A 26,925-nucleotide genomic window follows, 5' to 3' on the forward strand; every position below is an offset into this window, starting at 1 on the left:
AAGATTCATCTATTTCGGCATCCACGCGTTCGCATGGCGTGCTTGCCTTGAATTGTAGAACATCAGCAAAAGTCACTTCGGAGGTATCTGCCCATGCATTCGAGCTGCCCCCCGAGCCGATAGCGAACATCGTGATGATACTGGCAACCACTGCACCGAATATGGATACGTGCTTCATTTCAATCCAAAACCTTTTATTTCGCCCCTCCCTGACGATGACTTCAAGCTCTGACGCAGACATCGGGACGGTGTTGGCGGTGAATATCGAGTGCAGAAGGTCCAATTTCCTTTTGGTTTGATGGCATTTCAAAAAACAGGACTTCAGCTCGCATATCCTCAGGCAGGATGGCAGGCGGCTACCCCAAAATGCAATACATGTTTTTACAATTTAAAGATCCGCCCGTCCGGGAAGCGAAATTCATCCGCAATGTGACTGAGCTTCTCTCGTGACAGGAAACCGAAAAAAGCGGCATCTTTCGATACCGCTTTTTCGTTCCGACACAGTTCGAGTTTACCGGCGCTTTTCGAGCCGGACCTGCCCAATCAGCCCCATCGCGCTGAGCGCATTTTCATGCTGAGACATATGAGCGAACAGCTCGTCGCCCGCGACCGCGCGACCGACCATCTGATTGCGCAAGGGCTGCTGAACGGTGATTTCAAGTTCATTCAAACCGTCCTGAAGCGACTGCGAGATATCCAGCCGGAATGGAGGGAGGCTGACAGAACCCAGATCGTCCCCGTTCAGACGAACCGTCGCAACGCCTGCCACACGATCAAGATTCAGCTCGTATCGACAATTGCATGAGCTCGCGCCATCCACAGTAAAATCCGTTCTGTAGACCAGCGCGTCAGCTTTATAGCGCAGAGCGTCATCCTCACGAAGATCTGTCAGAAGAAGCTCATATTCGCGCGTGTCCTCTCCCACCTGGAGCGTCCAGCCATTCAAGAGGGTCGAAGACATGATGTCGGTGCTGCCGCCCTCCACTGCACCCTGCATGGGTTCAGAAGACAGCACGAGAAACCGGGTTTCCAGACCATCCAGATAGAGTGAGAACTGCCCCGCCTCGTCAGGAACCGCCACCGAAAGCGCGCGATCAACCGGATCAAACCAATAGGCATTGGCGAACGATGCACCAGAAACCAGCGACAGCTCTTGTCCTGTTTCTGACTGATTGAACAGGAAGTGAAGCTCGGCGCCGTTTTCCAGAATCCGGGTATAACGCCTCATATCGGGAAAACGCCCCTGATAGCCGAGGCGCGGCGTGAAATGATCCGAGACGCTTTCCACAGCTTCGAGACTCCGCCCCACTGACAATTCAGAAACGCTCTTCGCAATCCAGTCATCATTGGCAACGTGACCTTTGAAGCCGGGTTGTTGTTCAGGAAGTGCGCCCCAAAAGACCAGCCGCTCCTGATGTCCGTCCCAGGATGCCAGAGCCTCAAGCGCGTCTCGTTGAATCCATGGCGCGTCCGCGATCACAACGCCAGCCTTTGGGCCCGCAATACGGTCAATGCGCGTCAGCGCTTCATCATTGATCCAGGTCCAGCTAAACCCCGCCGCGTTGAGCTCATCCAGCAAGGGCTTTACGCGCTCCAGCCAGCGAAGACGGACATCCTTTTTCTCTTCCTCTGTGAGATCAGGCAGTTTCACGAAAGGAATATCCATAGGCGGCTCGTGGGCACGGGGGGCTGCGCCCGGCATTTGCCCCATGAACAGAAACTCTTCCGAAAACGCCTCTGAATCTTCGATCTCATGCGGGAATCCAAGAAACGGATAATAGATGAAGACATCAGATTGTTGACGACCAGACTGAAGCAATGTCTGAACAGAGGTCAGATAGGTGTTCAGTTCTGGCAGGATGTTCCAGACCGGCGAATCTGGCCCGTAATTTCCAGAGAAATTGCTATCATTCTTCGGTCCACTGAACGGGTACCAGTCGAGCTCACCGAAATATGCGTCATACGCCTCACCTTCCGGTCCGTAAGGAATGCCGTGATAGATGATCTGATTGATCCCCGACGCAAACAGCTTGTCAGCCGCCATTTTCAGCTGCGCTGGTGCAACGCCATAGGCGAGTTTGTACCAGACGAAGGATTCAGCAGAGATGATGGGTCGGTCATAAAGATCCCCGGATGCGCTCGCCATTTTCAACACGGTTTCACCGCCGCCTGCGAAGAGCTGCTCGCTCTCTGGCATGGTGTTCTGGCCCATTGCGCGAATGACGTCGAAATCTGCGCCATAGGATTGCCCTTTGGAGACCAGCCCGCGCGTTTCTGCCCACTCAGCGCTCGTTTCAACAAAGCGCTCAATGATAAGGTCTGAAATCGTCTCCTGATAATCGTAGCGAACACGCTCATCGAGATCAGTCAGGTAAAATTCATCAGCAGGCCGGTGCCGCATGGTCTCTGTGATGAAGAAATTATCCCGCGCCGGGCGAAACAGTATCGGCAGGAAAGGCTCGAGGTCATATCCCCTGCGTACTTCAAAGGCGTCCAGAATGTCATTTGCGGCAAATCTGGAAATCTTGAATTCCAGACTGTCATTGAAAAAGCCCGCAAAGGGATTGCCGTAATACGGCTCCAGCCCCGAACGCGCACCATAGGCATATTCATAATGGCCGCGAACAATATCTGCATCCATGTGGTCAATCACATAGCCTGCACGTTCGGACGCGATCAGTGTTGGTGCTTCACCAGAGGGCTGTACATAGACAGCAATGACGAGCCAATCGCCTTCAGGTGCGCTCCAGCTTAGTGTTTCGTCTTTAACCTGATCGGTCAGAACGATGATCGACTCCGGATCAAGTTCAATCGTATCCGTGGCATCCAGCGGATTGCCGGACCGTTCCCCGCGGATAGGGCGTCCGGCGACAACGGACAGAAGGTTTCGCTCTTCGACCACAAAATTGGTCAGATCGAAGCCCATCAGGCGCTCGCCAATCGCCATGATGTAGTCATTATAGCCTGGCTGGGGGACCGGCAGCTTCAGTTCAACGGGCTCACCACCTTTCACCGCGATTTCCGCAAATGTGAGTTCTTTCATGCCTTCATCGACAGGCACCTCTGGCCCACCTGCCGGCCAGCCGCTCAAATGGTTGAGATAGACCTGCATATTGGCCGCTCGAGCGCACACCATCACCTCAGCCAGAGTGTCGTGATACGCATCCGTGCCGAAAGCATTGATGGCTGACTGTGTCCCTTCGTCCTCGATAAACATCAGACCGGCATTGAAAGACTGGATTTCAACACCGCCGAACCCCATGGATTCCAGACGTGCCAATTGCTCGCAGGCACGCGCGGCATCCACATCGCCGCCCGGCCACCACCAACGTGTCCAGGGACGCGCCGTCTTCTGCTCAAACAACTGATCTACTGATCGAAAGCCCTGTAGATTGTCATACGCAAATGCGGTGCCGCTCGGCGGCGTGTCACGCAAATAGGTATGAAGTGATGGTACAGCCTCATTCACCTCTTGCGGTGCCATTGCCTGCTTCAACTGCCCTTTCAGCCAGAAAAAGCCGCCGCCCGCGACCAGCGCGCCGACAACGCAAAGGCCCAGAACGGTAAATCCGATCCATTTCAGTATCTTCATGACTGGGCCCATCCCTATGTGTTTTTCGGCGCCGGGCCGGGTAAGTGACCATCGCGAAGACTTTGCAGATCTTCATGCGTCAGCGGCCTGTAGGTTTTCTTCGCCGGATCAGCGACCAGTACCTCGCCGCCATTTTCAACCAGCTCGTAGGATTGCTGTTTGGCTTCGGTTTTCCGGATCTTCATGGTGCCCGTCAGAAACTGATCTGCAACAATTCTCAGAAAAACCGGCCTTGCATAGGCGGGCAGTTCTGCATCGACATGACGATAGAAATCCGCCGGATCGAACGCCTCATTCACACAGATTGCAGCCATACCAGCCCGGCCTTCGTTTCCCGGTACTTCCACGCCATAGACCGCGCTGACATCCACACCTGAAAAGGCATTTACAACCTGCTCAACCTCACTCGTCGAGACATTCTCAGACTTCCAGCGGAATGTGTCACCCATGCGATCGACAAAATAGAAATAGCCATCGCGGTCCTGCTTCATCAGATCACCGGAACGAAACCATGCATCGCCGGGCTTGAACACGTCCCGTAAGATCTTTTTCTCCGTGGCTGCCTTGTCGCTGTAGCCGTCAAATCGCCAGCGGGCATCATCAAGCCTGATCTCGCCAATCGCCTCACCCGGCTCACCGGCTTCGACCTCGCGGCAGAGGCCATCAGCCCCTCGTAAGGCTTCGCCGGTTTCCGGCTCGACGGCAACGACACGAACAGGAAGCCGATTTCGGATGAGCGGTGGTACCCGACCAACCGCTCCAGGTCGGGAATCGAGATTGAGCAAAGAGATGTTGCCTTCGGTCGAACCGTAGAACTCCACAATGTGGGTTATCCCGGTTCGCTCACTGAGCTCTTCCCAGACGTCTTTTCGCAATCCATTTCCGAAGATACAGCGGATATCGTGCTGGCGTTCCAGCTCCGATGGCGGACGGTTCATCAGGTATCGACACACTTCGCCGACATACACGAACATGGTCGCACCGCTTTCGCAGACCTCTTCCCAGAAAGAACCTGCCGAAAACTTCCGGCGTAAAACAATCGCCGCCCCACTGAGCAGCGCCACACCGACGCCGCAGAGCCCCGTCGTGCCGTGATATAGCGGCAAAGTTTCATAGATGCGGTCGTGAGGCGTTACCTTGGTCGGGCCAATCAAGGCGGACATCATGTTCAGACAGCGCGAATGGCTCATCCGTGCTGCTTTTGGAAGGCCCGTCGTACCGGATGTGTAGATCAGAAGCGCAACGTCCTTGCCCTTGAGATGGCCGCGCAAGGACCTGTCAGGACGGCTCGAACTGAATTCATCAAGCGCGTTGTCCGAGAGCTCACCATCGCCGAGCACATATCGTGGATAGGTGGCACGCTCTGCCGACATCGCCTCATCCAGCACGGTAGCCAATTCATGACAGGTGACGACAGCCTGTGCGTTCGCGCTCTCAATGCAGTGGACCAGACCTTTTCCAGACAAATGAGAGTTTATCAGCGCGACGGTGACCCCAAGCTTGGATAGCCCGAACCAGAGGCCGACCACATCCGGTCTGTTATCAAGAAAGACGGCAATTGTGTCTCCGGCGCGCCAGCCTTTTGCGCTCGCCCAATGAGCAAAGCGATTGGCCCTGACATCCAGGTCGCCATAACTTGAATCCCGTCCCTCGAAAACGAAGGCTGTATTCCCACCGAACTGGTCGACGCTACGCTCAAGACAGTCCGGGACGAGCAACGCACCTTCCGGCGTGAACTGACCGGTTCGTTCCCCAACCTCGCGCAAGCCAAAAATATAGCGCATGTCGCTCTGCAGACGGCGCAGAAACGATAGGCGTTCTTCCATAACTTCCTCCCATGCTTCCGCCGAACGGTGCGAAAGCCCTTCTCCGCAGAACTTCACCTCAAGAGCAGCTCTGACAGAAGATATTACTTTCCAAATGGAATTGTTTTGCAAGTCCTAGAGAGGCATTCTTCTTCTGTCCATGCATGGCGTGAATTTTTCTAATTCCAAGGCTTGCAGTCGCGTGCCATCGCGCTCCGAAAATTGAAAAAGTCAGCATTAATATGCGACGCCGTTCAGTTGGGGACCTTTGATACGCCTGTGTGTCCGACCGCTCGCAGAGATGACAATAGTCCAATAACGCGAGTTGATTTGCAGATCTCCGCATGCAATTATATTCCAATTGGAATGTTTTATAATAATGCTATCGGGTGGAAAAATGTCGGACAAACCATGGCTCATCGCCGCAGCGCTGTTGATTACAGCGGGGCTGTCAGCCTGCGGATCTGCTTCGCAGAATGATCACGCCTATGACGTGGCTGATGAGACCCGTGTTTCCATTGAACAAGGCGACCTCACCGGCGTACGCAATCTGGAAAACAAGAGCAGAGCCTGGCTCGGCATCCCATTTGCCAGCCCTCCTGTCGGTGATTTGAGATGGCGTGCGCCGCGGCCGGCAATGCCCTTCGGCGCACCGCTGATCGCAGATACTCCCGATCACGCCTGCCTGCAGATCAACTCACCCAGCATTCTGCCCGGCAAAGCCGGCGATCTGGTGGGGAGCGAAGATTGTCTCTACCTGAATATCTGGGCACCTGAAACGGCATCGAACGAGCCCCTGCCCGTGATGGTCTGGGTTCATGGCGGTGGCAATGCGACCGGTTATGCGGGTCAGTACGACTATAGCCAGCTGACCGCGCAAGAAGACGTCATCGTTGTCGCGCTGAATTACAGGCTTGGCCCAATGGGTTGGTTCAGCCATGAGGCGCTTCGAGATACGGCTGAAACGGAACTCGACGAATCCATGAATTTCGGACTGCTCGATCTGATGCAGGGCCTGGAATGGGTTCAGACGAACATCGCGGCTTTTGGTGGCGACCCGGACAAAGTGACCATTTTCGGCGAGTCCGCAGGCGGATTTAATATTTCTGCCCTGATGATGGCGCCGCAGTCCGAAGGCCTGTTCGATGCCGCGATTATCCAGAGCGCAGGTTTCAACACTTACACCCTGAAAGAAGCAGAGCACGGCCCGTCAAATGAGGATGATCGCCGGGGCTATTCATCTGGAGAAGCCATTTCGCAACTTCAAAAAGACGGCAGCCTCCCCGAAACGGCGGGAACAGACAGTGAAGCATTTTCTGCAACGCTGCGATCACTTGATCCCGAAGCTCTGTATGACGCCTATCTGGCGCTTCTCGATCCGGAAACAGGCGGTGATCAGATCAACAGTATCGACAATACAGCTGACGGCGTTCTGATCCCAATTCGGCGGACAGGTGCTGAGGGCCATGACCCGCGGATCACCTCCCGGGATATACCTTTGCTCATCGGAACCAATCGTGACGAAACACGCATTTTCGCGATGGAAAATGAAGCTTTCACCAAAAAGAAAATGGGCGTGTTGTTTCGCCCGATCGACAAGGATGCCTACATCGCGTCTGGCGAGCATCCTTCCCGGCTCTGGGCGTCACTGGGGGTTCAGCAGATCGCAGATCGCCGCGCTGAAGAACTGGAATCTCCGACTTTCACCTATCGCTTTGACTGGGATGAACAAGGCAGCTTCATGTTCTCCGATATCTCATTGCTGATCGGAGCTGTTCACGCCCTCGACGTCAATTTCGTGTCGGGCGACTTTCGCCTCCCCTTTCTGGACGACAAGGCCTTCTTCAAGGATGAGACCGCCGAATCCAGACGCGTATTATCCAGCCGCATGATGTCCTATTGGGCGAGCTTCGCTCATGACTTCGATCCAGACGTCGAAAGTCAGCCAGACTGGCCAGCCTGGTCTGAAGGGCAAAAAACCCTAATCCTGGACAGTGAAGCGGATGGCGGGCTTCGCACGCAAGTCGTCCGCGAAACACCTCAGGACATAGCCGAGGCCTTCATCGTCGATCCCCGTTTCATCAATGACGCACAACGCTGTGAGATCGCCGGAGTGATGAAAATGATTGCCGCATCACAAAGCGCGCCAACCGATCCATTCACCGCACTTTCTGAGCGCTACTGCACCTCATGAGCGCTGCAATTCCCTTTCCTCCAGGAACTGTCGCCGTCCCGGCATGGCTTCTGCCATCGTCGGGGCGGCAGCTTTTTCGCTGATCACCCATTTGACCATTCACTCTGAAGGAACTCCGCCATGCCGGATAAGGCGAACGATATTCTGGATGTTCTCATCATCGGCGCAGGCGTCTCCGGAATTGGCTGCGCATGCTACCTGACCCGAGAGCAGCCTTACCGAAACTGGCGTATTCTGGAAGCGCGAGAGCGCATCGGAGGCACCTGGGATCTGTTTCGGTATCCAGGCATCCGATCCGACTCTGACCTCTACACGTTTTCCTATGCCTTCAAGCCATGGGATAGCCCGAACTCGATTGCATCGGCCGGGGAAATTCTCGAATACCTGAATGAAACTGTCGAGGAATACGATCTCGAGAACCGTATTGATTTCGGACAGAAGGTCCTGACCGCCGACTGGAACAGCCAGAGAGGCTATTGGACCGTCACCGTGGAAGATGGAACGCAATTTTTTGCGCGATGGATTTTCGGCGCAGCGGGCTATTACGACTATGAGCACGGCTTCAGACCGCACTTCGAAAATGAGGAGCGCTTTGAAGGTCCCATCATCCACCCACAGTTCTGGCCGGAAGATTTCGACTATTCAGGCAAGCACATTGCCGTGATCGGAAGCGGCGCGACGGCCGTCACCATTGTCCCCTCCATGACGGACAAGGCCGCCCACGTCACACAGATCCAGCGCACACCGACCTATATCGTGCCGAGACCCAAGCAGGATAAGCTGGCCCTGTTTTTTCGAAAATGGCTGCCGGCAAAAACAGCTCATGCGCTGACACGCTGGAAGAACATTCGCATTCAGCGTCTGTTCTACCTTTATTGCCAGACTTTTCCGAAGCATGCGCGCAAAACCATCATGCGGATGAACAAGCGACACCTACCGGAAGATTACCCGATCAAGACGCACTTCAACCCGCCTTATAATCCCTGGGACCAACGTTTGTGCGCCGTACCGGACGCCGACTTTTTCTCAGACATTCGCAAAGAGAAAGTCTCGATCGTCACAGGTCAGATTGATCAATTCATCCCTGAAGGCGTGCAAATGACGACTGGCGAACGGGTTGAAGCGGACGCGATCATTCTGGCAACAGGGCTGAAACTGCAAATGTTCGGCGGCGTGGAACTGACCGTCGATAACGTGCCTGTCGAAACAGGCGAAAAGCTAGTCTATCGCGGCATGATGCTCGATGGCGTTCCGAATTTCTGTTTCGCGCAGGGCTATACGAACTCTTCATGGACGTTGAAAGTCGGACTGGTCTGCGAACATTTCTGCGAACTCCTCGACAAGATGGATGAGCAAGGCGCCAGTATCTGCACACCCATGCGGCCTGCCGACGAAAGCCAGAACCGCCCCCTCCTCGATTTCGATGCCGGCTATGTCAAACGCGCAGCCGACATGCTGCCCAAGCAAGGCAAAGGCTTTCCGTGGGAAATGAATGACAGCTTCATGGTCGACCGGAAGGCCTTCAGAACGCGCGAGGTTTTGCAGCCCGAACTCAAACTCTCAAATCCAGAACAAATGCATACCCAGGAAGCCGCCGAATGATGAAAGAGACATACGAAGGTCAGGTCTGCGTTGTTACCGGCGCAGCAAGTGGCATTGGGCGTGAACTGGCCATTTGCCTCGGCGAACATGGTGCGAGACTGGCGATTTCCGACGTCAATGAGATCGGCCTGGCTGAAACCGAAGCCATGCTGAAGGATCTGGGCGTTGAAGTTCATAGCCAATATCTGGACGTATCAGACCGAACGGCCATCTATAACTATCCCGACCAGTTGCTTCAGCGTTTCGGACGGGTCGATCAGCTCTACAACAATGCCGGAATATCGGGCGGAGGAGTTTCCATTGCCCAGACCCCGGACAAGGTCATTGATCGGGTCATGGACATCAATCTCAATGGCGTGCTGCACATGTCGCGAGCCTTTCTGCCGATACTGACCCACTCCGGACGTGGCAAACTCGTCAATATTTCAAGCCTGAACGGCTTTCTGGCGCAGCCAAATGTTGCGATTTACTGCACAACCAAATTTGCCGTGCGCGGGCTCACCGAAGCAATGCGTGCAGATGCGATGATGCGCGGAGAGCAAATTCAGATCGTTGTGGTCCACCCTGGTGGTGTGAAGACAAACATCGCGAACGCCCGTCCGGATGAAACGGAATCCGGCAGTCCTGAAACGCAGAAACAGGCCGCGAAGCTACGCAAGATCTATCAGGAAAAGTTTCTTACCTATCCGGCGCGAGACGCTGCCATGGATATTCTGAAAGGTGTCGCCAGAAACAAGCACCGGATCATTGTGACGCCCGATGCGAAGCGGCTCGATATTCTCGCGCGCGTCCTGCCATCCTCCTACATCAAACTGGTCGTCCAGACGATGCAGCGTGTCTCCCGCAAAGCGGGCTGAGACGCCCCGCTGGCGCTCCCTCCTGAGGAGCGCCAGAGCCCGGTTTATCGGATGACGCTCAGCGACAGCACGCCACCAGCGACCATCTGATCGGCGAGTTCAACGCTCTCAACGTCACTCCAGAGACCTGACTTGTTCGAATGCGCCGGAAAAGCCGGAAAATTCGAAGACGAGATATCCAGACGCAGCTTCGATCCCGGCTGAAGCACCCAATCAATCGGTGCGAGATCAAGCGTGATTTCTGCCTCACCCGGACCGGTAACCCCTGCTGCGCTCAAGGTCGTGATGTCATCCCGAATGTTCCACACACGGCCATCGGCAAAGACTTCAGACAGCTTGACCGTAAAAATCGTATCAGGCGCGGATGTCGAAATGGCGAGATCAACGCGAATGTCTCCAGCAATGTGGAGCCCGTTGGCAAACGCATCCGAGCGGAAGTTCAGCACGTCATCACGCGCGCACGCCTCGTCACCCTGCTCCGTGACCGCCGAAGGAGCAAAGTTCGGGTTGAGCATGAAGGCCCCGCCTTTCGTCGGCACGGGACGAGCCGGGTCATAGGAAAAACGAGCAGGCGCCGCATCACCTTCCGGCATGCGAGAACTCAACACCCCACCGCAATGGCTCGCATCAGATAATTGCGTCAAATGGAGCGAAAGACTCTCGCCACCCTCTGGGGGCCAGACATCTCCTGCGCCCCATGCATCGGCGCCATTCTCGTAATAAACCACGCGCCCTGACAGATCATCAGGTAGAGGCGCCCCCTTCAGATGGTGATTTAGCCAGTCCAGTGTGGTCGCAAACTCTGTAAAATCGATATTGTTGTAATTCAGATCAGCCGTCAGGCCCGCATGCTGCCCCGGCTGAATGAGCAATAGGCTCTCGTCCCGGCTTGGAAGTTCGGTGAAATTCGACAGCGTGCCTTCCAGAAAGAAATCATGCCAACGCGCAATCCAGAGCACAGGCACATCGACTGAGTGATGCGCGCCGCGAAGGTCCGTATAGAAGTCCTGCTGCCAGTATGGGTCTGCCTTGTCTGGGTGTGCGATGTAGTCGGCATAGGAAGCCCAGGCCCCCTTGAACAAATCACGCGGCGCATCATTTGCCGGGCGAACAGGCACGATCTCGGCCATCCAGCGATCAGCAGCATCCTGCTTCTCCGCCAGAGGGTAGAAAATCTCTGCCGCCCAGAGCCCTGCGACCCCCTGCGTAAAATTTCCGTTCCGGTAGATCATCTCATAGAAGTCGCCATGCGACGTGGTCGGAACGATGGTTTTCACTTCCTCGGGAAGGGACGCAGCCACCGCCCATTGCGCCAGCCCCAAATATGAGCCGCCGATCAGCGCCAGATTCCCATCCTGAAAATCCTGTTGCAGCAACCAGCTCAACGTGTCCTGCCCATCGCTTGCTTCATGCTTGATTGGATACCACTCGCCCTCTGATTCCCCTTGCCCACGTACGTCCTGATGCACACAGGCGAAACCGTAACGGACGTAATAGTGACAGGTCAGAAAACGCTGGAACTGATAGGCATCCCGTACCAGCAGAGTTGGCCACGGTCCCTCCCCTTTCGGCAGATAGACCCGCGTGAAGAGCTGCGTGCCATCACGCATCTCAACCCATTCAGAGGTGACAGGTCTCGCAGAAGTCTCAAAGGCAGGCCTCGGACCAATAAAGTCTTTCGTGAAGTGGGTGATGAATGCCGAACCGATCATTCCACGGAACAGAAACACCATGAGTGCCGCCAACAGCAATACACTCAGAACGGCCAAACCAACTGTGCGCAAACGTGTCATTTTCTTCCCTATAATTCCATATGGAACACACAGGACCAGACTTTTCAGGCTGAATACACTCTGTGAACCGAACTCACATATTCGATATATTTTACTGTTTTTATTTATTTTTATATCTATTAGCCCGAAGGTCACCCCACGGCACGGGGCGCAGAATTGGTTAGAATTTCTGATTTGTCGAGGGATGATGGGTTGATTTTTATTCCATTTGGAAACATTTTGGCCGCCTGGCCAGATCAGGCCGATAAAAAGATACCAATTGGGAGGAAGATCGAATGGGCTCAGCGGACCCCCGCACGCCATGAGCATGCTTGATCAACACGGCTTCGCCGCGCGCGCTGCACCACAACTCGGCTTCCGCAGACGCATTGGCTTTGGAATAGGTGATTTCGGAATCAACGTGTTCTGGAACATGACGAATCTGTTCGCCATGTTCTTTTACACAGACGTCGTTGGCATTTCGAACACGATGGCCGGCCTGATCATTTTCGGCGCGATGGTGTGGGACACCATCACCGATCCGCTGATTGGCGTTGTTGCAGAACGAACCCGCACGCGATTTGGCCGCTTCCGCCCTTACCTTCTGGTTGGCGCGCTCCCGCTTGCCGTATCATTCGTGCTGATGTTTCACGCGCCATCTGGTCCGGAAACCTATCTGGCCCTGTACGCGCTTGGCACGCAGCTGGTCTTCCGCACCTTCTACACCGTCGTCAGCGTTCCCTACAGCTCTCTCTCTGCGCGCATGACTCAGGATTCTGACGAGCGCGGCGCACTTGCCGTGCATCGCATGGTCTTTGCCTCGATCGCCGGGATTGTGATTGCAGCCTTCACCCGTGACGGCGCAGCCCTTCTTGGCGACGGCGATCTGAAACTCGGCTTTGAGCGCATTTCCATCGCTTATGCGGTGATCGGCATGGTGGCGGTTCTAACATGCGTCTTCCACACCCGCGAGAACCCGAAACTCGACGACCATCACGAAACATCGGACATCAAAAGCATACTGCACATGCTGTCCAAGAACTCCGCTTTCTGGACGGCCTTCTCGATCATTCTGTTCGGAATGATCGGTGCAACCATCTCCAGCAAGGCTGTGCTTTACTATCTGAAATACAATCTTGGCGCAGAGCACCTGACAGGACTGACGCTACTTCTCGTCGCCGTCACCATTCTGATTGCCGTACCGATCTGGGGCTGGGCCTCCACCAAGATTGGCAAGCGCTGGGTCTGGACATCCGGCATCAGCATTTCAGCGATCACCACGCTGTCATTATGGCTGAACCCTCTGGAAATTCCGCAGGTCGTCCTACCCATTCTGGCCTTTGGCGCAATTGGCTCGGCCGCCAACTATTTCAGCACCTGGTCCACCCTGCCGGACACGGTGGAATACGGACAATGGAAGACCGGCATCCGCTCTGAGTCTGTCATTTTCGGCGCCGTCGCCTTTGCGCAAAAGCTGGCGCTGGGTGTTGCGACCCTGATCGCGGGACTTCTGCTCGATGGCTTTGGCTATGAAGCCAATACCGAGCAGACCGAAACGGCCCTCACCGGCCTTAAAATGATGATCTCTCTCATTCCCTTCATCATGGCTCTGATCTGCCTCGTGATCGTGCAGCGTTACCGCCTCGATCAGCGGATGCATGCCCGGATCAAAGCCGAAATCTCAGCTCGACCTCAATAAAAAGGTAGACCTTTTCATGTCTGACACACACGCCGCTTTCAACGATACGACCAACCCCGAGCTTGAGGCCGAGATCAACGCCATCATCGAAGAGCTTTCTCTGGAAGAGAAAGTCTGGATGATGAACGGGCATGGCTTTTTCGAAGTCTTTTTCGGTGAAGACCAGAAACAATTCGGCCGCCGGGCCTATGAGGCTGGCAGCGGATGCGAGCGTTTGGGCATTCCGCCGCTCTATTTCACGGATGGCCCGCGAGGCGTGCGCCACAGCGAAGCCGCTACAAGCTTTCCGGTGTCCATGGCGCGCGGCGCAACCTGGGATCCGGACCTGGAGCGCCGCATCGGTGAAGTGATCGGAACGGAAGCACGCGCAATCGGCGCAACGCTTTCAGGCGCGGTTTGCGTCAACCTCTTGCGTCATCCCGCCTGGGGGCGCGCCCAGGAAACCTATGGCGAAGACCCTTATCTTCTGGGTGAACTCGGCGCGGCCTTGTCGGAAGGCATTCAACGCCACAATGTCATCGCGACGGTCAAACACTTCGCCCTCAACAGCGTTGAAAACTCACGATTTGAAGTGAATGTCCGCGTCAGCGAGCGCGCCATGCGCGAAGTTTATCTGCCGCATTTCAAACGCATCATCGAGTCCGGCTGCGCATCCGTCATGTCCGCCTATAACAAGGTGAATGGCGATTATTGCGGGCACAACACGCATTTGCTGCGCGAGATCCTGAAGGACGAGTGGGGCTTTAATGGCTTTGTCCATTCAGACTGGGTGAAAGGCGCCTATGGGCCGGACGCCGCGCAGGCCGGACTGGACATCGAAAATCCCGACGTGATTTTCTTTGGCGATCATCTGATCAAAGCGGTCGAGAAAGGCGAGGTCACGCAAGAGGCTGTCGACGACGCCATCCGGCGCATTCTGCGGACGCAATTTACGTTCGCGCGCGCCAGCGATCCTCGCGATTACGCGAAAGCGGATGTGGCCTGTACCGCACATACAGATCTGGCCCGCGAAGTTGCCGAAAAGAGTTTTGTGCTTCTCAAGAATGATGGATTGCTGCCACTCAACAAATCAGAGGTGAAAACCATCGCGTGCTTCGGCAAGCTTATGGACCTGCAAAACCTCGGCGACCGCGGCTCAAGCTGCAACACACCGCCTTACGCCGTCACCCTGAAGCAGGGGCTGGAGGCCTATGTTGGGACAGATGTGAAGCTCGAATTCTTTGACGGCGACGACCTCGAAGCAGCCCGGAAACTGGCAGCTTCCGCCGACGCCTGCCTGATTGCCGCGGGCTACACCTGGGAAAATGAGGGCGAATACATTCCGGGCAATGAGGCAATGGAAGGCCTCGATTCCAAAGAAAAGATGGAATCACGTGGCGGCGACCGCGCTGACCTTCGCCTGCTTCCATCTGACGAGGCCCTTATCTCAGCGGTCTGCGAAGAAAACAGCAAAACGCTCGTCTCAATTATGGCCGGCAGCGCCGTCATCATGGAAGACTGGAAGGCAAAACCAGAAGCCATCATGATGATCTGGTATCCGGGCATGGAGGGCGGTCACGCCTTCGCACGCGCTGTCTTTGGTGATGTCAATCCGGGCGGCAAGCTCCCCTTCGGCATTCCAAAGCGCGCTGAGGACCTGCCTTTCTTCGACGCGTTCGCGCTGGAGATCGATTACGATCTGTATCATGGCTATTCGCACCTCGCGAAGGTGAACGCAGAACCCGCTTTCCCATTCGGCTTTGGACTCAGCTACACCAGATTCTCCTATGCCAATGCGCGCAAGGTGACGTCAGATGAGCAAATTGCCTTCGAGATCGACGTGACCAACATTGGTGACCGCACCGGTGATGAGATCGTTCAGGGCTATGTCGGATTTGAGAACACGCAGATTGATCGCCCAGCCTTCCTGCTGAAGCGTTTTGAACGCGTCACCCTGGCACCCGGCGAAACCGCAACGATCCGGTTTGAGCTCACAGCAAACGATCTCGCCTATTATGATGAGACCGCAGGACGCTGGGCTGTGGAAGACATTGAATATTCCATGCGAATAGGTTCAGACAGCGTGACAGCGCAGGATCACATCCTTCCTTTTCGACTTGAAGAAATCGGCAATTAGCTTTTTTCTGAGGCAAACAGGCCTGCTGCACATGGCAGGCCACCTCACCAGATAACCGGGAAACGACGTTGACGGCAGATAAGATAAAAAACAAACCGCAAAAACGTGTCAGAGAACCGGTTCAGGCCCGTTCAGCCGAAACACGCGCCAAAATCCTCGAAGTCGCCTATAACGTCTTTGCCGAAAAGGGCTATGACACGGCCAATACGCGCGACATCGCAGCCGCAGCGGGCGTTACCCACACGACAATCCGTTATCATTTCGGTTCGAAGGATGAACTCTGGCGCGAGACGGTTCGTCAGATGTTTGCCCGGACACGGGCCCAACTTGAGCTTTCGGAAGAAGATTTAAGCCAGCCGCCTGAAGAGCGGCTGAAGATCTATCTGCGCAAATACATTTTCTACTGCGCGAAAAACGCGAACCATCTGCGCATCATGATCGCAGAATCCGTTCGTGGCGGTGAGCGCCTGAACTGGATCGCCAACAACTTCATTCGTCCGGGTCATGAGGCCATTCTGTCGCTTGCAGAAGAAACCCTGCCGGACAATGTCGGCAAACTCTCGACGGTTTCGGTTCTGTATAGCGTGGTCGGCATGTGTCATTTACCCTTCGTCCTTTCGAACGAGGTGGATGCGCTCTACGGGATCGACATTACGTCAGATGAAGCCATCAACGCGCATATCGATACCGTTATCGCCCTGATTTTCAAAAACTAACACGCACATAGGCATAATTTCTGCGAGCCAGAGGACGCACAATTCGCGCTTGCTCAATTTAATTCCATATGGAATAATTTTCCGATTGGAATTTTTTGTTTCGGTCCTTATAGATAGCGAGAGTAATAACCTGCTGACCACATCCCCCGAACGCAAATAGGGCTTCGGGACAGACAAAGACAAAGCCCCGGCCCGACCTGTCACGGCCCTGGGAAAGCAGAATGGCGGGCGCAAAAAATAATTCCAAACGGAATGAATATTGGGAGGAGTACCAAGTGAAATTTTCAAGAAGCCAATTACTCGGCTCTTCAATGATGTTCAGCGCGGCGCTGGCATTGGCAAACATGTCGCCGGCGTTGGCACAGGACAACACCACCGAAGAGCAAACAGACGACGTCGCAACAATGGACACGGTTGTCGTTACGGCATCCACCGGCACGCTTATTCGCGGCGTTGCGCCAACAGGTACGAACACCATTCCCATTGGCGAAGACCTGATCGACAAGATTTCGCCATCCTCTGCAAACGATCTTCTGGCGAACGTGCCTCAGGTCTCGAACGCCTTTAACACCGTCCCGACACCCGGCGCGACCATCGCAAGCCCGTTCAACCGCCCGAATTTGCGTAATCTCGGCGTATCCGGCGGCTCAACGACGTTGGTCCTGCTTGACGGGATGCGCATGGTCGGCAGCGGCGTTCTGCAAACATCCCCGGATCCATCCGCGATCGCCCCCTTTTCGGTTGGACGCATGGAAGTGGTTCTGGATGGCGGCTCATCCATTTATGGATCTGACGCGATTGGCGGCGTAATCAACTTCATTTCCAAGAAGGAAATTGATGGTCTCGACCTCGCCATAGAGAAAGGGTTCGGAGATTCGTATGAATCGACCGACGCCGTGCTGGCTGGCGGCACGAGCTGGGATTCCGGATCTGCTTACCTCGTCTATAATTACAGCGAGCATGACGATGTGTTCGGCAGCGACCGAGACTACGTCTTTCAGGATCACACAGACCGGGGCAGCACCGACTATCGCAGCATGAACTGCTCACCGGGCACTGTGGTTGCGATGGATATCCCGTTTTCACTGCCAACCTTCACGCCTGGCGCCAATTTCTGCGATGAAACCGACGTCCTGACGATCTATCCGGAAGAAACAAACAACCGGCTTTTCGGTAAACTCACCCAGGATCTGAAGCCCGGCCTTCTGTTCGAACTGACCGGTTATTATTCAGACCGTGAAACCGTGCATCAGGGACAGGGTCCGGGCACCGGAACCGGTGTCCGCGGCTCCGGTACCATCACCGCCGCTAACCCGTATTTCCAGTCAATTCTCGGCGAAACATCCCAGAATGTTCTGTTTTCCTATGAGGACGTGTTCGGACCGGCGCTGGCCAGTACGACCGAACTTTCAGCATGGATGATCAACCCGAAACTGACCTACAACTTTGCCAATAGCTGGCAGGTTAATGCTTCGCTGTCCTACGGTCAGAGCACGAATGAAGTGCGGTCCAATCAGATTGATCAGGTCTCGCAGGCAATCGCCCTGTCCGGCCTGGTCCCTGGCTTTGCGCTGAACCCTTATGATGTCAGCGCCTCTGATCCGGCCGCGCTGGCCGCCATCGGCGATTTTCAGGTCTATGGCGATAATGATCAGGAGATGCTGCAATTCCGAACCGTCGCTGACGGCACAGCCTTTTCTTTCGACGGCAAGGACGTAAAGGCAGCGATTGGCTTTGAGTACATGAAGGAGTCGATTGACGCGCGACAAGGCCAGGGGCCGCCTTCAGACCTAGAGTTATTTGGCGCTGAAAACGACCGTGATGTCACCTCCATTTTTGGCGAACTCATGATCCCGCTGATGGATAGCGCGGCGTACGGCACCTTCGATACATCGTTATCGGTTCGCTATGACAGCTATAGCGATGTCGGCGATGCGACCAATCCGAAAATCGGCTTTACCTATAAACCGAACAATGATGTCGCATTCCGTGGCAGTTGGGGGACTTCCTTCCACGCGCCATCACTTGCCGACACGGGCGATGCCGTCGACACGCGGGTGCAGGTTGTTCCGATCAGCCCATATATCGCGCCCGGTGACAGCCCACTCAATCTGGCCCGTTCGACGGTCATTCTCGCCGGCGGTAATCCGGACCTCGATCCGGAAGAAGCCGAAACCTACTCCTTCGGCGTCGACTGGCTGCCCATGGATGGCGCGCTGCAAGGCCTGCTCGTCAGCCTGACTTACTACAATGTCGAATTCACCAATCAGATCGCCATTGTACCAGTCACCGAGCCGGGCTTCTTCCTGATTGACGCCTACACACCATTTTACACCATCAACCCAACCCTGGAGCAGGTGCAGGCGCTCGGCGCAGGCCTGCGCATCGAGAACGCAGCATCTCTGGAGTCTCTGTTTGAAGGCACCTCCCCTTACCTGCTGGTGGATGCCCGCCGCAACAATCTGGGGACGGTCAAAACAGACGGTATCGACTTCGGCGTTCGCTATTCTCGTGAAACAGAGGCAGGCGAACTTTCTGCTGGCATCTGGGGCACCTACACGCTGGGCCGCGACGTCCAGGCGGCGGAAGGCGCACCAACTGTTGATGGCCTCGAATTCGGCACAAGCCAGTTGCAGCTCGTCGCTGATTTCGGCTGGAGCAAGGACAACGCATCGCTGTCCATGCGCGTCAACCACACCGCCGGATATGATGCTTCAGCCGACGTTTCTGTTGATGGGTTCACGACCGTCGACCTGAGCGGTCGCCTGACCCTGCCTGGCAATGGCTGGCGCGACGACACCATCCTCAGCATCAATGTCGATAATCTGTTCGACGAGGATCCCCCATATTTCGACGACATTGACGGCTATGCGAATGGCTCAACACTCGGTCAGGTCGTCTATCTCGGAATTCGTCAGAAGTTCTGACGAACGCGATCGAGCGTTTGCTCGGTACGACCCGGCTGGATTGCTCGACGATCATTCCAGCCTCCCTCTACCTTCTGACGTCAGGCCTTATCGGCCTGACGTTTTTTTATGGCCGCTTTCCCAATCCCCTCGACCTGTCAGCCTTGATGATTGACAAGCAGCGCGCTGCGCCTTTGATCAGTCCCGAGATCTAATGACAAAAACGAGGGGGGTCTTCATGACTTTTACAGACGCTTTCAATCTGACCGGCAAACGTGCGCTGGTCACCGGCGCATCCAGCGGCCTTGGTGATCACTTCGCCCGACTGCTGGCTGAACAGGGCGCAGAAGTGGTTTTGGCTGCGCGCCGCCTGGAAAAACTGGAAAGTCTGGCAGAGGAAATCCGCGCCAAAGGTGGCAAAGCCCTGCCAGTTGCTATGGACGTGACCAAGGCCGACAGCGTGCAAGCCGCCTTTGAGGTGATCGCATCAGTACTGGACGGGCCATGTGATATTGTCGTGAACAATTCCGGTGTGGGACAGGCCAGCTGGTATCAGGATACCACGGAAGAAGAGTGGCAAGGCATTATCGACACCAATATGACGGGTGTCTGGCGCGTCGCGAAGGCAGCGACCAAGGCACTGCTCGACGCCGGGAAGCCGGGTTCCATCATCAACATTGCGTCCATCACGGCATTACAGCCCGCGCTCATGAATGTCGGCTATGCTGGCTCAAAGGCCGCTGTCGATCACATGACCCGCGTCATGGCCGTGGAAATCTGCCGCTATGGCATCCGCGTCAATGCGATTGCACCAGGATATTTCAAAACAGCGATCAATGATGAATATCTCGACTCCGAGCATGGCGACATCATGCGCAAGCGTATTCCAATGCGTCGCTTCGGCGAGCACAAGGAGCTTGATGGCGCGCTCATGCTGCTGGCATCCGATGCTGGCGCATACATGACCGGTGAGACCATTCGGGTCGATGGCGGTCACATCCTCATGCCTCTTTAGAACAGTTGTACCAGAAGCCCTCAGGGCTTCTGGTCGACCCGACCCCTTTCAAATCAACCTTCAGACAAGCATTCACACTTAGTCAGCACTGCCCAATCATAAATCTCAGCTGAATTCAAATAATTAGACGCGCCACAAAGTAATGGCTGAAAACTTCTCTCGAAGTTTTTCGAAAATATTCCGTTTCAATTGAAGAGAGCGAAAAAGCAGTTTGCCGTCGAAAAGTCAGCAGGCTATAACCGGCTTAGTTATACTTAATTTTGTTTAAAACACGCGTACCACGCATTTCAATGCCATATCTGAGTAAATTTGAGTCGGACACTTTGTTCGGCAACGCCCTTGAGATTATCGATACGTCGGGATTATCCGCGCTGTCTTTGCGTGCCCTGTCCGCAAAGGCAAACATAAGCCCTTCCAGCATTTCCTACCGATTTGGCTCCAGAGACGGCTTTATCGAGGATCTGGTCATCAGCCTGGTCGAACAGGAAGCGCATATCTGGCGAGAACGCCGTAACGCCTTACTGGAACATACGATCGGACCAGAGCAGAGCGTCCGTTTTTGCAACGCCGTCATCCTGAACCATTTTTCCCGTTACCGAGCGCATGCAAACGCGCTCTGGGAGTTTGAATTGGTCGGAAACCGGGTCTCTTTCCTGCCAGAATTGCTGCATCAATGGCGACAGCCGGAAATCGCATTCTGGGAAACCTTTCTGGAGCAGATCGAGATGCCAGTCGATCTGGCACCAACGCTTAGCGGAACAACGACCGGCATTGGCCGCAGCCTCCTGCTCTCCTGCCCCGGAACAGAGCAACTGATCTGGACACAGGATTGCGTATCGCGTCTTTTCGAACGTTTACAAAAGCAACCGCTGACCATGCCGTGCTCGCCGGGCATGCCGGCGGGCCCTGCGCTTGCGAGCGACATCAATCCGATCGATCGCAAAGACCTCGACCCCAGCTCAACAGCCGACCGAATTGTCCTGACAGCCAGTGAGATCATTCTGGAGCAGGGATGTTCGGGCTTGTCTCACCGCGCGATTGCCAACCGCGCCAACATTTCGCTGTCATCTACCACGCACCATTTCGAGACCCTTCAGGATATCCTGATGGCCGCGTTCCGGCATATATATGCCGAAGGGCTGAAAGGCTCCGGCCTGCCAAAGGGCAATGAGAACGGCTATTCCCAGGCTTTCTTTTTCGACAAGCTGGTTCAACGCCTCTCCAAAGCAAACGCCGTGACCTCACCTGCAGCCATCGCGCTGGAAGACATCATGCTTCAGGGCAGCAAGATCGACACAATGCGTGACATCGCACGCGCGCTTTTTGCGCTCATGGGCACACACTCAACACAGATGCTCGCGCGTCTGGAGGATGTCAGTCCGCGCTGCGACCGGCTGGATGGATATCTGTTTCGCTACGGGCTGATCGGCTCCAAATATCTGGACGGACCAGAGCTGCGCGTTCTGGGCAATCAGGATTTTCTCGCTTTCTGGCGATATTATCTGGCGTCGTCCTGAACTCGCCGCGCGCATCTTCTTGTTCCGCTCTCAGGTCTTGCTATCTGTTGAGTGGAATTGGAGGACTGACATGACACTGGAAATCAAGGTTCTGCGCGGTCCGGACGAGATAACACCTGCCATTCAGGACATTGCCCGTCTGCGGATCCGCGTGTTCCGGGAATGGCCTTACATCTATGATGGCTCGCAGGAGAACGAGACCGATTATCTCGGCCATTTTGCAAAGTCTGAAGACGCCTGCGTTGGTCTGGCAATTGACGATGGCGAGGTCATCGGGGCCACAACCGCCGAACCGATGCCTGACACGCACGAAGACTTTCGCAAGCCCTTCACAGAAGCCGGCATTCCAACCGATAAAATCTTTTATTTCGGCGAGTCCGTCCTGCTGAGCGAACATCGCGGACGCGGTATTGGACACGCTTTCTTTGATCTGCGTGAGCAGGCCGCAAAAGACTGGGGCGCAACTTTAACGGCGTTTTGCGCTGTTCAGCGGCCTGATGAACACCCGTTGAAACCAGACGCGTATCGCTCGCTCGATAATTTCTGGAGATCACGGGGCTACCAAAGCCGCGAGGATCTGATCTGCCATTTCCCATGGAAAGACCTCAACGAGGCCGAAGAGCGTTATAAACCGCTCATGTTCTGGACCAGAAAGCTGAGCCAATGACCCAAGCGACCGCTCTCGCCCACATTCTGCTGACACCCGAAGAGATGGGCAAAGCTGATCAATATGCCATTCAACATGGAACGCCGGGCTACACACTCATGCTGGCGGCCGGTGAGCGTATACTGGAGTACACGCTGCGGACCCATCCACTGTCAAAAACCATCGGCGTGCTGTGCGGCCCCGGCAACAATGGCGGCGATGGATTTGTCGTTGCAAAGCGCTTGCGTAGTCTTGGCAAGAAGGTGCATGTCGGCCTCCTCGGAGACCCATCAAAGCTCACGGGTGATGCCGCCAAAGCGTTTTCGGACTGGCCGGGCAAAATCACGCCGCTTGAAGCCTTTCCATTCGACAATTGCGACCTCCTGATTGACGCCCTGTTCGGAGCAGGCCTCTCCCGAGGCCTGGAAGGCACAGCAGCCGAACTTGTCGGACGCATGAATGCGGCTTCAGCCCCCATCATTGCTGTCGACCTTCCCAGCGGGCTTTCCGGTCGCACCGGGAAGGCAGAAGGCGCCGTTGTGCAAGCGACCGCATCTGTGACCTTTTTCCGCAAGAAGCCAGGACACCTGCTCCTGCCGGGGCGCGAGTTTTGCGGCGACGTGATTGTTGGCGATATCGGCATTCCACAGACGGCACTGACACAGCTTGAGGCCCAGCTTCATGAGAACCATCCTGATTTGTGGCGAGCAGAGTTTCCCTCCCCGTCCCTTACGGGTCACAAATACAGCAAGGGGCATGCCCTTATTCTGTCCGGATCTGAATTTGCCACCGGCGCATCACGCCTGACCGCGAAAGCCGCGCTGCGCACCGGTGCTGGCCTGGTTTCGCTTTGCGGAAGCGCTGATGCTTTGCGCATTCACGCCGCACATGTGACAGCGATCATGCTGCGGCCTGCAGAAACAGCCTCTGACCTGAAAGACCTTCTGGACGATGCGCGCCTGACAACGCTCGCGCTTGGTCCCGGGCTTGGAACATCCACAGACGCGGACGAGAAGCTGACAATCGCGCTGAGGGCAGATCGCAGGCTCATTCTGGACGCTGACGCTCTGACTCTGCTCTCTCAGCGTGAAGATGCGAGTTTCGCAGCCCTGAAAGCCTTGAACGAGCCGGCCATCCTCACGCCGCACGCAGGTGAATTCAAACGACTGTTTGGCGACATGAGCGAGACAAGCAAGGTCGAAGAGGCCCTTGAAGCAGCCCGGCAATCTGGCGCGATTATTGTCTACAAAGGCGCTGACACGGTCATTGCAGCCCCTGATGGACGCGCAGTGATCAACACAAATGCGCCGCCATGCCTCGCAACAGCAGGATCGGGCGACACGCTCACGGGCATCATCACCGGCCTCAGGTCACAGGATATGCCCGCATTCGAAGCAGCATGCGCTGGCGTCTGGCTGCATGGTGAAGCCGCTAATGTGCTTGGCCCCGGCCTGACGGCAGATGACCTGGAAGACGGACTGAAGATTGTGCTGAAAAAAAGATTTGGTGGTTCGGGGGAGACTTGAACTCCCGACCTCGCGATTATGAGTCGCGCGCTCTAACCAGCTGAGCTACCGAACCAATCCGATATGAGGGGCGCTGTATACGCGCCAGACTGCCAGCGCGCAAGCGTCGAATGCAAAGATTTTACGTCTCTTTTGATACGATATCTGCCACATGTGCCGCAATGGCCAGTGACGAGGTCAATCCGGGGCTCTCAATACCAAATAAATTCACAAGTCCGGGCGTCCTGTGGCGTTCTGGCCCTTCGATCCGGAAGTCGCCAGACGGCTCACCGGGGCCAACGATTTTGGGACGAACCCCGGAATAATCAGGCGCCAGCGCCCCATCAGGCAGTCCCGGCCAATAGCGCCGGACCGTGCGATAGAAGACGTCGGCGCGCGCTGGATCAACCTGATAGTTAAAAGGCGGCTCCGCGCCCTCAGGCAGCCATTCGGCATCTGGTCCGAGCTTGCCACGCCCGGACAGGTCGACCGTCAGATGCAGACCAAGGCTCGCCGCATTGTGCATGGGGTAAATCAGCCGCGTGAAAGGCGTTTTGCCGGTAACGGTGAAGTAAGAGCCCTTCACGAACCGATTGGTTGGAATATCGCTCTGATGTGGCCCCTCAATCTTGCGCGCGAGCGGAATGGCGCCATGTCCGGCCGAATTGATCACGCGCTTTGCAGTCACGATGGACGGCATGTCGCCGCCGATCAGCATTTCCAGGCCGTCGGCGACCGGACGCCCTTCCAGCACGGGTGCATTCAGCACAAGCTGCCCCCCGGCATCTTCAAGCTTGCCCAGAAGGCTGAGCATATAGCCATGGCTGTCGAAAATACCGGATGTGTCAGACAGGATCGCGCCAGACATCTCCGGTGAGAGCGCAGGCTCCAGCGCCAGCGCCTCCTGCGTTGTCAGACGCGTGATGCCTTCAACGTCATTTTGCTCGGCCTGACGCTCCAGCAGATCAAGTTTGGGAAGCTCTTCCTCGCCAATGGCCGCGAGGATCTTTCCGCAGCGCTTATAGGTGATGGCGTGCTTGTCGAGATAGTCATACAGACTGCGCCGCCCCTCGACACAGAACTTCGCTTTCAGACTGTTCTTTGCGTAATGAAGCCCCGCATGGATGACTTCGGAGTTGCGGGCTGACGTTTCCGTTCCGAACGCAGAGGCTGCCTCGACAAGCAGAACTTCCTGGCCGGATTGCGCCAGTTCCTGCGCAATGGCGAGGCCAACCACCCCCGCTCCAATCACCAAAGTTTCGATTTCGAAGCGTTCCAGGGTGTCACTCAAGGGTCTTTATCCGTCCGTATACGTTCATCTTCTGCTTAAATGCTGACCAGCTGCCAAGGATAGAGCCATTTTTGCAACATTTCAGGCAGTTATGGAGAAAATTTCTTTCCCAACCCAACAAGTTTTAGAAAAAGACTTGCAAGATTATCCACTATTGGGACAAAAGCAGCAACAAACACATGTAAATTACCGCAAGAGAGGGAAAATGTTATCAGTGGATCTCGATCTGATTGACAAGAAGATACTCGAGCTGATCCAGCACGATGCGAGCTTGTCAGTCGCAGATATTGCTGATCGTGTGGGTCTTTCTTCCTCCCCATGCTGGCGTCGTATCAAGCGTATGGAAGAACAAGGCGTCATTCAACGCCGTGTTACCGTACTTGATCGCCACGCCCTCGGACTGAACTTCGAGGTTGTGGCCTCCGTCAAACTCCAACTGCCAACGCGCGAGAACCTGGAAAAGTTCGAAAGCGCCATTGATGGCTGGTCAGAAGTCGTCGAATGCATGACCGTGACAGGCGCGGTCGACTATATCATTCGCGTCTTGACCCTTGATATGCAAGCCTATGACGACTTTTTGCGCGATAAACTGCTGTCTTTGGGCCTCGTGTCTGATGTTCAGTCACGTATCATCGTAAATGTATCAAAACGCACAACTGCTGTGCCTCTTGCCCTGGTCGAAGAGACAAACTCGGGCAACTAGCACCGCACACGGTCAGCCGATCATCCGCTCGACGTGTGATCGGCGACGATTTTCCATCCATCCTCGAATTTGCGAACATGCAGAGTGAACAGACCACCCGGCATATCTTCATCGCGCTGAAGCGACCAACGCCCGAAGACGAGCGCATCCTCCTCGCCCATGGTTTCAATAATGAGATCCGAGAAGGTCAGAACGCCCATTTTGGCATCCGTATCGTATCGGGCCTTATAGCCATCCAGCGTGGCCTGCCAGCCATATGTGACTGACCCGCCGGACGCGAAGCGCAACGCGTCACTCTGCCAATAGCCTTGCATGAATGCGTCAATGTCACCGCGATTCCATGCCGCCTGCTGCGCGATCAGAACGCCCTCGATAGCCTCTGCCGCCGCAACATTTTCCGCATGAACCGGCAAGGTTAGAAGGCTTATCGCGCCGGGCGCGAGCCCTATCAAGGACAGGCTTGCAAGACTATGTTTCAGAAAACGCATGACCGACTCCAAATTCCAAACTTCGATACTTTGTCGTCGGACCACGCGTTTGTCCAATCGAGCGGCGCTCAGCCTGGCTCGGCCACCATAAATCCGATTGATTGAACACCGGCGCTTCTGGCCTGATCGACCGCGCGTATGACCAGGCCGTTCTTCGCCACAGAGGCCGCCTGCACAATCACAGACTGATCCGGTAGCTCGGCAAGTTCACGTTCGATCTTTGCGCGCACCATCTCTATGTCAGAAAGCGCGCCATTCACGCGCACCAGACCTTCAGGCGAAATACTGACCAGAATTGCGGGCGAGGTGATCGCTGAATGGCCCGAAGCCGGCGGCGGTGTCATATCCATCGCCTGCTCTTTCAGAAATGTCGCCGTGACGACGAAAAAAATAAGCAGGATGAACACGATGTCCAGCAATGGCGTCATGTCAGCTTCGGCGCTGCTAATTTTGCGATGTCTCATTGTAACCCTCCCTATAAATATAATGTAATCATATTAC

The 26,925-nt window shown here is 55.4% G+C and carries 20 protein-coding genes and 1 tRNA gene; 13 read left to right on the forward strand and 8 right to left on the reverse strand.

The genetic code is table 11. From position 1 onward, the window contains the following. Nucleotides 1-511 precede the first annotated feature (511 nt). Both ACFQDM_RS02345 and ACFQDM_RS02350 read right to left on the reverse strand, forming a co-directional pair. Entirely contained in the window at nucleotides 512-3,592 is a 3,081-nt protein-coding gene (locus ACFQDM_RS02345) for a glycosyl hydrolase (RefSeq protein WP_377374928.1), read from the reverse strand. 14 nt (nucleotides 3,593-3,606) lie between these two features. Continuing rightward, a complete protein-coding gene (locus tag ACFQDM_RS02350) occupies nucleotides 3,607-5,418 on the reverse strand; it encodes a long-chain-acyl-CoA synthetase (protein ID WP_377374931.1) in 1,812 nt (603 codons plus the stop codon). Between the two features lie 376 nt (nucleotides 5,419-5,794). Here ACFQDM_RS02350 and ACFQDM_RS02355 point away from each other — a divergent pair, with 376 nt between their 5' ends. The 3 genes from ACFQDM_RS02355 to ACFQDM_RS02365 all read left to right on the forward strand — a co-directional run bounded on the left by ACFQDM_RS02355 (nucleotide 5,795) and on the right by ACFQDM_RS02365 (nucleotide 10,050). Further along, entirely contained in the window at nucleotides 5,795-7,591 is a 1,797-nt protein-coding gene (locus ACFQDM_RS02355; RefSeq protein WP_377374934.1) for a carboxylesterase/lipase family protein, read from the forward strand. Nucleotides 7,592-7,711: 120 nt separating this feature from the next. Then, nucleotides 7,712-9,193 (forward strand): flavin-containing monooxygenase, encoded by a 1,482-nt coding sequence (locus ACFQDM_RS02360; RefSeq protein WP_377374935.1) that lies wholly within the window; start codon nucleotides 7,712-7,714, stop codon nucleotides 9,191-9,193. Then, complete coding sequence (locus ACFQDM_RS02365; RefSeq protein ID WP_377374938.1) at nucleotides 9,190-10,050, forward strand: SDR family NAD(P)-dependent oxidoreductase; 861 nt, start codon at nucleotides 9,190-9,192, stop codon at nucleotides 10,048-10,050. Before ACFQDM_RS02360 ends, ACFQDM_RS02365 begins: the two co-directional genes overlap by 4 nt. Nucleotides 10,051-10,094: 44 nt before the next feature. Here the strand turns inward: ACFQDM_RS02365 and ACFQDM_RS02370 are convergent, their stop codons facing one another. Next, nucleotides 10,095-11,843, reverse strand: coding sequence for a CocE/NonD family hydrolase (locus ACFQDM_RS02370; protein ID WP_377374941.1), 1,749 nt, complete (start codon nucleotides 11,841-11,843; stop codon nucleotides 10,095-10,097). A 301-nt stretch (nucleotides 11,844-12,144) separates the two neighbouring features. Here ACFQDM_RS02370 and ACFQDM_RS02375 point away from each other — a divergent pair, with 301 nt between their 5' ends. The 3 genes from ACFQDM_RS02375 to ACFQDM_RS02385 all read left to right on the forward strand — a co-directional run bounded on the left by ACFQDM_RS02375 (nucleotide 12,145) and on the right by ACFQDM_RS02385 (nucleotide 16,353). Further along, nucleotides 12,145-13,521 carry an MFS transporter gene (locus ACFQDM_RS02375; RefSeq protein ID WP_377374943.1) on the forward strand — a complete coding sequence of 459 codons (1,377 nt, stop codon included), beginning with the start codon at nucleotides 12,145-12,147 and terminating at the stop codon, nucleotides 13,519-13,521. 16 nt (nucleotides 13,522-13,537) lie between these two features. Continuing rightward, nucleotides 13,538-15,637, forward strand: a complete 2,100-nt coding sequence (locus ACFQDM_RS02380) for a beta-glucosidase (protein WP_377374946.1) — start codon at nucleotides 13,538-13,540, stop codon at nucleotides 15,635-15,637. Nucleotides 15,638-15,705: 68 nt separating this feature from the next. Further along, nucleotides 15,706-16,353, forward strand: coding sequence for a TetR/AcrR family transcriptional regulator (locus ACFQDM_RS02385; protein WP_377374949.1), 648 nt, complete (start codon nucleotides 15,706-15,708; stop codon nucleotides 16,351-16,353). Between the two features lie 58 nt (nucleotides 16,354-16,411). Here the strand turns inward: ACFQDM_RS02385 and ACFQDM_RS02390 are convergent, their stop codons facing one another. Then, nucleotides 16,412-16,699 (reverse strand): hypothetical protein, encoded by a 288-nt coding sequence (locus tag ACFQDM_RS02390; RefSeq protein ID WP_377374952.1) that lies wholly within the window; start codon nucleotides 16,697-16,699, stop codon nucleotides 16,412-16,414. On the opposite strand from ACFQDM_RS02390, the gene ACFQDM_RS02395 reads away from it, so the two are divergent. From ACFQDM_RS02395 to ACFQDM_RS02420, 6 genes are all read left to right on the forward strand, one after another. Continuing rightward, entirely contained in the window at nucleotides 16,698-19,280 is a 2,583-nt protein-coding gene (locus tag ACFQDM_RS02395) for a TonB-dependent receptor domain-containing protein (RefSeq protein WP_377374954.1), read from the forward strand. The genes ACFQDM_RS02390 and ACFQDM_RS02395 overlap by 2 nt on opposite strands. Nucleotides 19,281-19,297: 17 nt before the next feature. Then, nucleotides 19,298-19,474 (forward strand): hypothetical protein, encoded by a 177-nt coding sequence (locus ACFQDM_RS02400; RefSeq protein ID WP_377374956.1) that lies wholly within the window; start codon nucleotides 19,298-19,300, stop codon nucleotides 19,472-19,474. 23 nt (nucleotides 19,475-19,497) lie between these two features. Beyond that, nucleotides 19,498-20,274 (forward strand): SDR family NAD(P)-dependent oxidoreductase, encoded by a 777-nt coding sequence (locus ACFQDM_RS02405; RefSeq protein WP_377374959.1) that lies wholly within the window; start codon nucleotides 19,498-19,500, stop codon nucleotides 20,272-20,274. Between the two features lie 290 nt (nucleotides 20,275-20,564). Then, nucleotides 20,565-21,791: a TetR family transcriptional regulator gene (locus ACFQDM_RS02410; protein ID WP_377374962.1), complete on the forward strand. Its 1,227-nt coding sequence runs from the start codon at nucleotides 20,565-20,567 to the stop codon at nucleotides 21,789-21,791. 70 nt (nucleotides 21,792-21,861) lie between these two features. Further along, nucleotides 21,862-22,458, forward strand: a complete 597-nt coding sequence (locus ACFQDM_RS02415; protein ID WP_377374964.1) for a GNAT family N-acetyltransferase — start codon at nucleotides 21,862-21,864, stop codon at nucleotides 22,456-22,458. Beyond that, complete coding sequence (locus ACFQDM_RS02420) at nucleotides 22,455-23,963, forward strand: NAD(P)H-hydrate dehydratase (protein ID WP_377374967.1); 1,509 nt, start codon at nucleotides 22,455-22,457, stop codon at nucleotides 23,961-23,963. The genes ACFQDM_RS02415 and ACFQDM_RS02420 overlap by 4 nt, the downstream gene beginning before the upstream one ends. Here ACFQDM_RS02420 and ACFQDM_RS02425 read toward each other — a convergent pair. Together ACFQDM_RS02425 and ACFQDM_RS02430 are read right to left on the reverse strand one after the other, a co-directional pair. Then, nucleotides 23,942-24,018, reverse strand: a tRNA-Met gene (locus ACFQDM_RS02425). The two genes, ACFQDM_RS02420 and ACFQDM_RS02425, sit on opposite strands and share 22 nt — an antisense overlap. A 66-nt stretch (nucleotides 24,019-24,084) precedes the next feature. Continuing rightward, a complete protein-coding gene (locus ACFQDM_RS02430) occupies nucleotides 24,085-25,233 on the reverse strand; it encodes an NAD(P)/FAD-dependent oxidoreductase (RefSeq protein WP_377374970.1) in 1,149 nt (382 codons plus the stop codon). A 205-nt stretch (nucleotides 25,234-25,438) separates the two neighbouring features. Between ACFQDM_RS02430 and ACFQDM_RS02435 the strand changes: the two genes are divergently transcribed. Next, nucleotides 25,439-25,936, forward strand: coding sequence for an Lrp/AsnC family transcriptional regulator (locus tag ACFQDM_RS02435; RefSeq protein ID WP_377375384.1), 498 nt, complete (start codon nucleotides 25,439-25,441; stop codon nucleotides 25,934-25,936). Between the two features lie 20 nt (nucleotides 25,937-25,956). On the opposite strand, the gene ACFQDM_RS02440 is transcribed toward ACFQDM_RS02435, so the two are convergent. Together ACFQDM_RS02440 and ACFQDM_RS02445 are read right to left on the reverse strand one after the other, a co-directional pair. Next, nucleotides 25,957-26,424, reverse strand: a complete 468-nt coding sequence (locus tag ACFQDM_RS02440) for a YybH family protein (protein ID WP_377374973.1) — start codon at nucleotides 26,422-26,424, stop codon at nucleotides 25,957-25,959. Nucleotides 26,425-26,492: 68 nt separating this feature from the next. Beyond that, nucleotides 26,493-26,888 carry an ExbD/TolR family protein gene (locus ACFQDM_RS02445; RefSeq protein ID WP_377374976.1) on the reverse strand — a complete coding sequence of 132 codons (396 nt, stop codon included), beginning with the start codon at nucleotides 26,886-26,888 and terminating at the stop codon, nucleotides 26,493-26,495. Nucleotides 26,889-26,925 lie beyond the last annotated feature (37 nt).

Source organism: Ponticaulis profundi, from assembly GCF_042659465.1.
GTDB lineage: Bacteria > Pseudomonadota > Alphaproteobacteria > Caulobacterales > Hyphomonadaceae > Ponticaulis > Ponticaulis profundi.

What these genes read in the sequence shown, in the direction of transcription:
- ACFQDM_RS02345 (WP_377374928.1), bottom strand. Translation starts at nt 3,592, where the DNA reads ATGAAGATACTGAAATGGATCGGATTTACCGTTCTGGGCCTTTGCGTT.
- ACFQDM_RS02350 (WP_377374931.1), bottom strand. Translation starts at nt 5,418, where the DNA reads ATGGAAGAACGCCTATCGTTTCTGCGCCGTCTGCAGAGCGACATGCGC.
- ACFQDM_RS02355 (WP_377374934.1), top strand. Translation starts at nt 5,795, where the DNA reads ATGTCGGACAAACCATGGCTCATCGCCGCAGCGCTGTTGATTACAGCG.
- ACFQDM_RS02360 (WP_377374935.1), top strand. Translation starts at nt 7,712, where the DNA reads ATGCCGGATAAGGCGAACGATATTCTGGATGTTCTCATCATCGGCGCA.
- ACFQDM_RS02365 (WP_377374938.1), top strand. Translation starts at nt 9,190, where the DNA reads ATGATGAAAGAGACATACGAAGGTCAGGTCTGCGTTGTTACCGGCGCA.
- ACFQDM_RS02370 (WP_377374941.1), bottom strand. Translation starts at nt 11,843, where the DNA reads ATGACACGTTTGCGCACAGTTGGTTTGGCCGTTCTGAGTGTATTGCTG.
- ACFQDM_RS02375 (WP_377374943.1), top strand. Translation starts at nt 12,145, where the DNA reads ATGAGCATGCTTGATCAACACGGCTTCGCCGCGCGCGCTGCACCACAA.
- ACFQDM_RS02380 (WP_377374946.1), top strand. Translation starts at nt 13,538, where the DNA reads ATGTCTGACACACACGCCGCTTTCAACGATACGACCAACCCCGAGCTT.
- ACFQDM_RS02395 (WP_377374954.1), top strand. Translation starts at nt 16,698, where the DNA reads ATGTCGCCGGCGTTGGCACAGGACAACACCACCGAAGAGCAAACAGAC.
- ACFQDM_RS02390 (WP_377374952.1), bottom strand. Translation starts at nt 16,699, where the DNA reads ATGTTTGCCAATGCCAGCGCCGCGCTGAACATCATTGAAGAGCCGAGT.
- ACFQDM_RS02405 (WP_377374959.1), top strand. Translation starts at nt 19,498, where the DNA reads ATGACTTTTACAGACGCTTTCAATCTGACCGGCAAACGTGCGCTGGTC.
- ACFQDM_RS02410 (WP_377374962.1), top strand. Translation starts at nt 20,565, where the DNA reads ATGCCATATCTGAGTAAATTTGAGTCGGACACTTTGTTCGGCAACGCC.
- ACFQDM_RS02415 (WP_377374964.1), top strand. Translation starts at nt 21,862, where the DNA reads ATGACACTGGAAATCAAGGTTCTGCGCGGTCCGGACGAGATAACACCT.
- ACFQDM_RS02420 (WP_377374967.1), top strand. Translation starts at nt 22,455, where the DNA reads ATGACCCAAGCGACCGCTCTCGCCCACATTCTGCTGACACCCGAAGAG.
- ACFQDM_RS02435 (WP_377375384.1), top strand. Translation starts at nt 25,439, where the DNA reads ATGTTATCAGTGGATCTCGATCTGATTGACAAGAAGATACTCGAGCTG.
- ACFQDM_RS02440 (WP_377374973.1), bottom strand. Translation starts at nt 26,424, where the DNA reads ATGCGTTTTCTGAAACATAGTCTTGCAAGCCTGTCCTTGATAGGGCTC.
- ACFQDM_RS02445 (WP_377374976.1), bottom strand. Translation starts at nt 26,888, where the DNA reads ATGAGACATCGCAAAATTAGCAGCGCCGAAGCTGACATGACGCCATTG.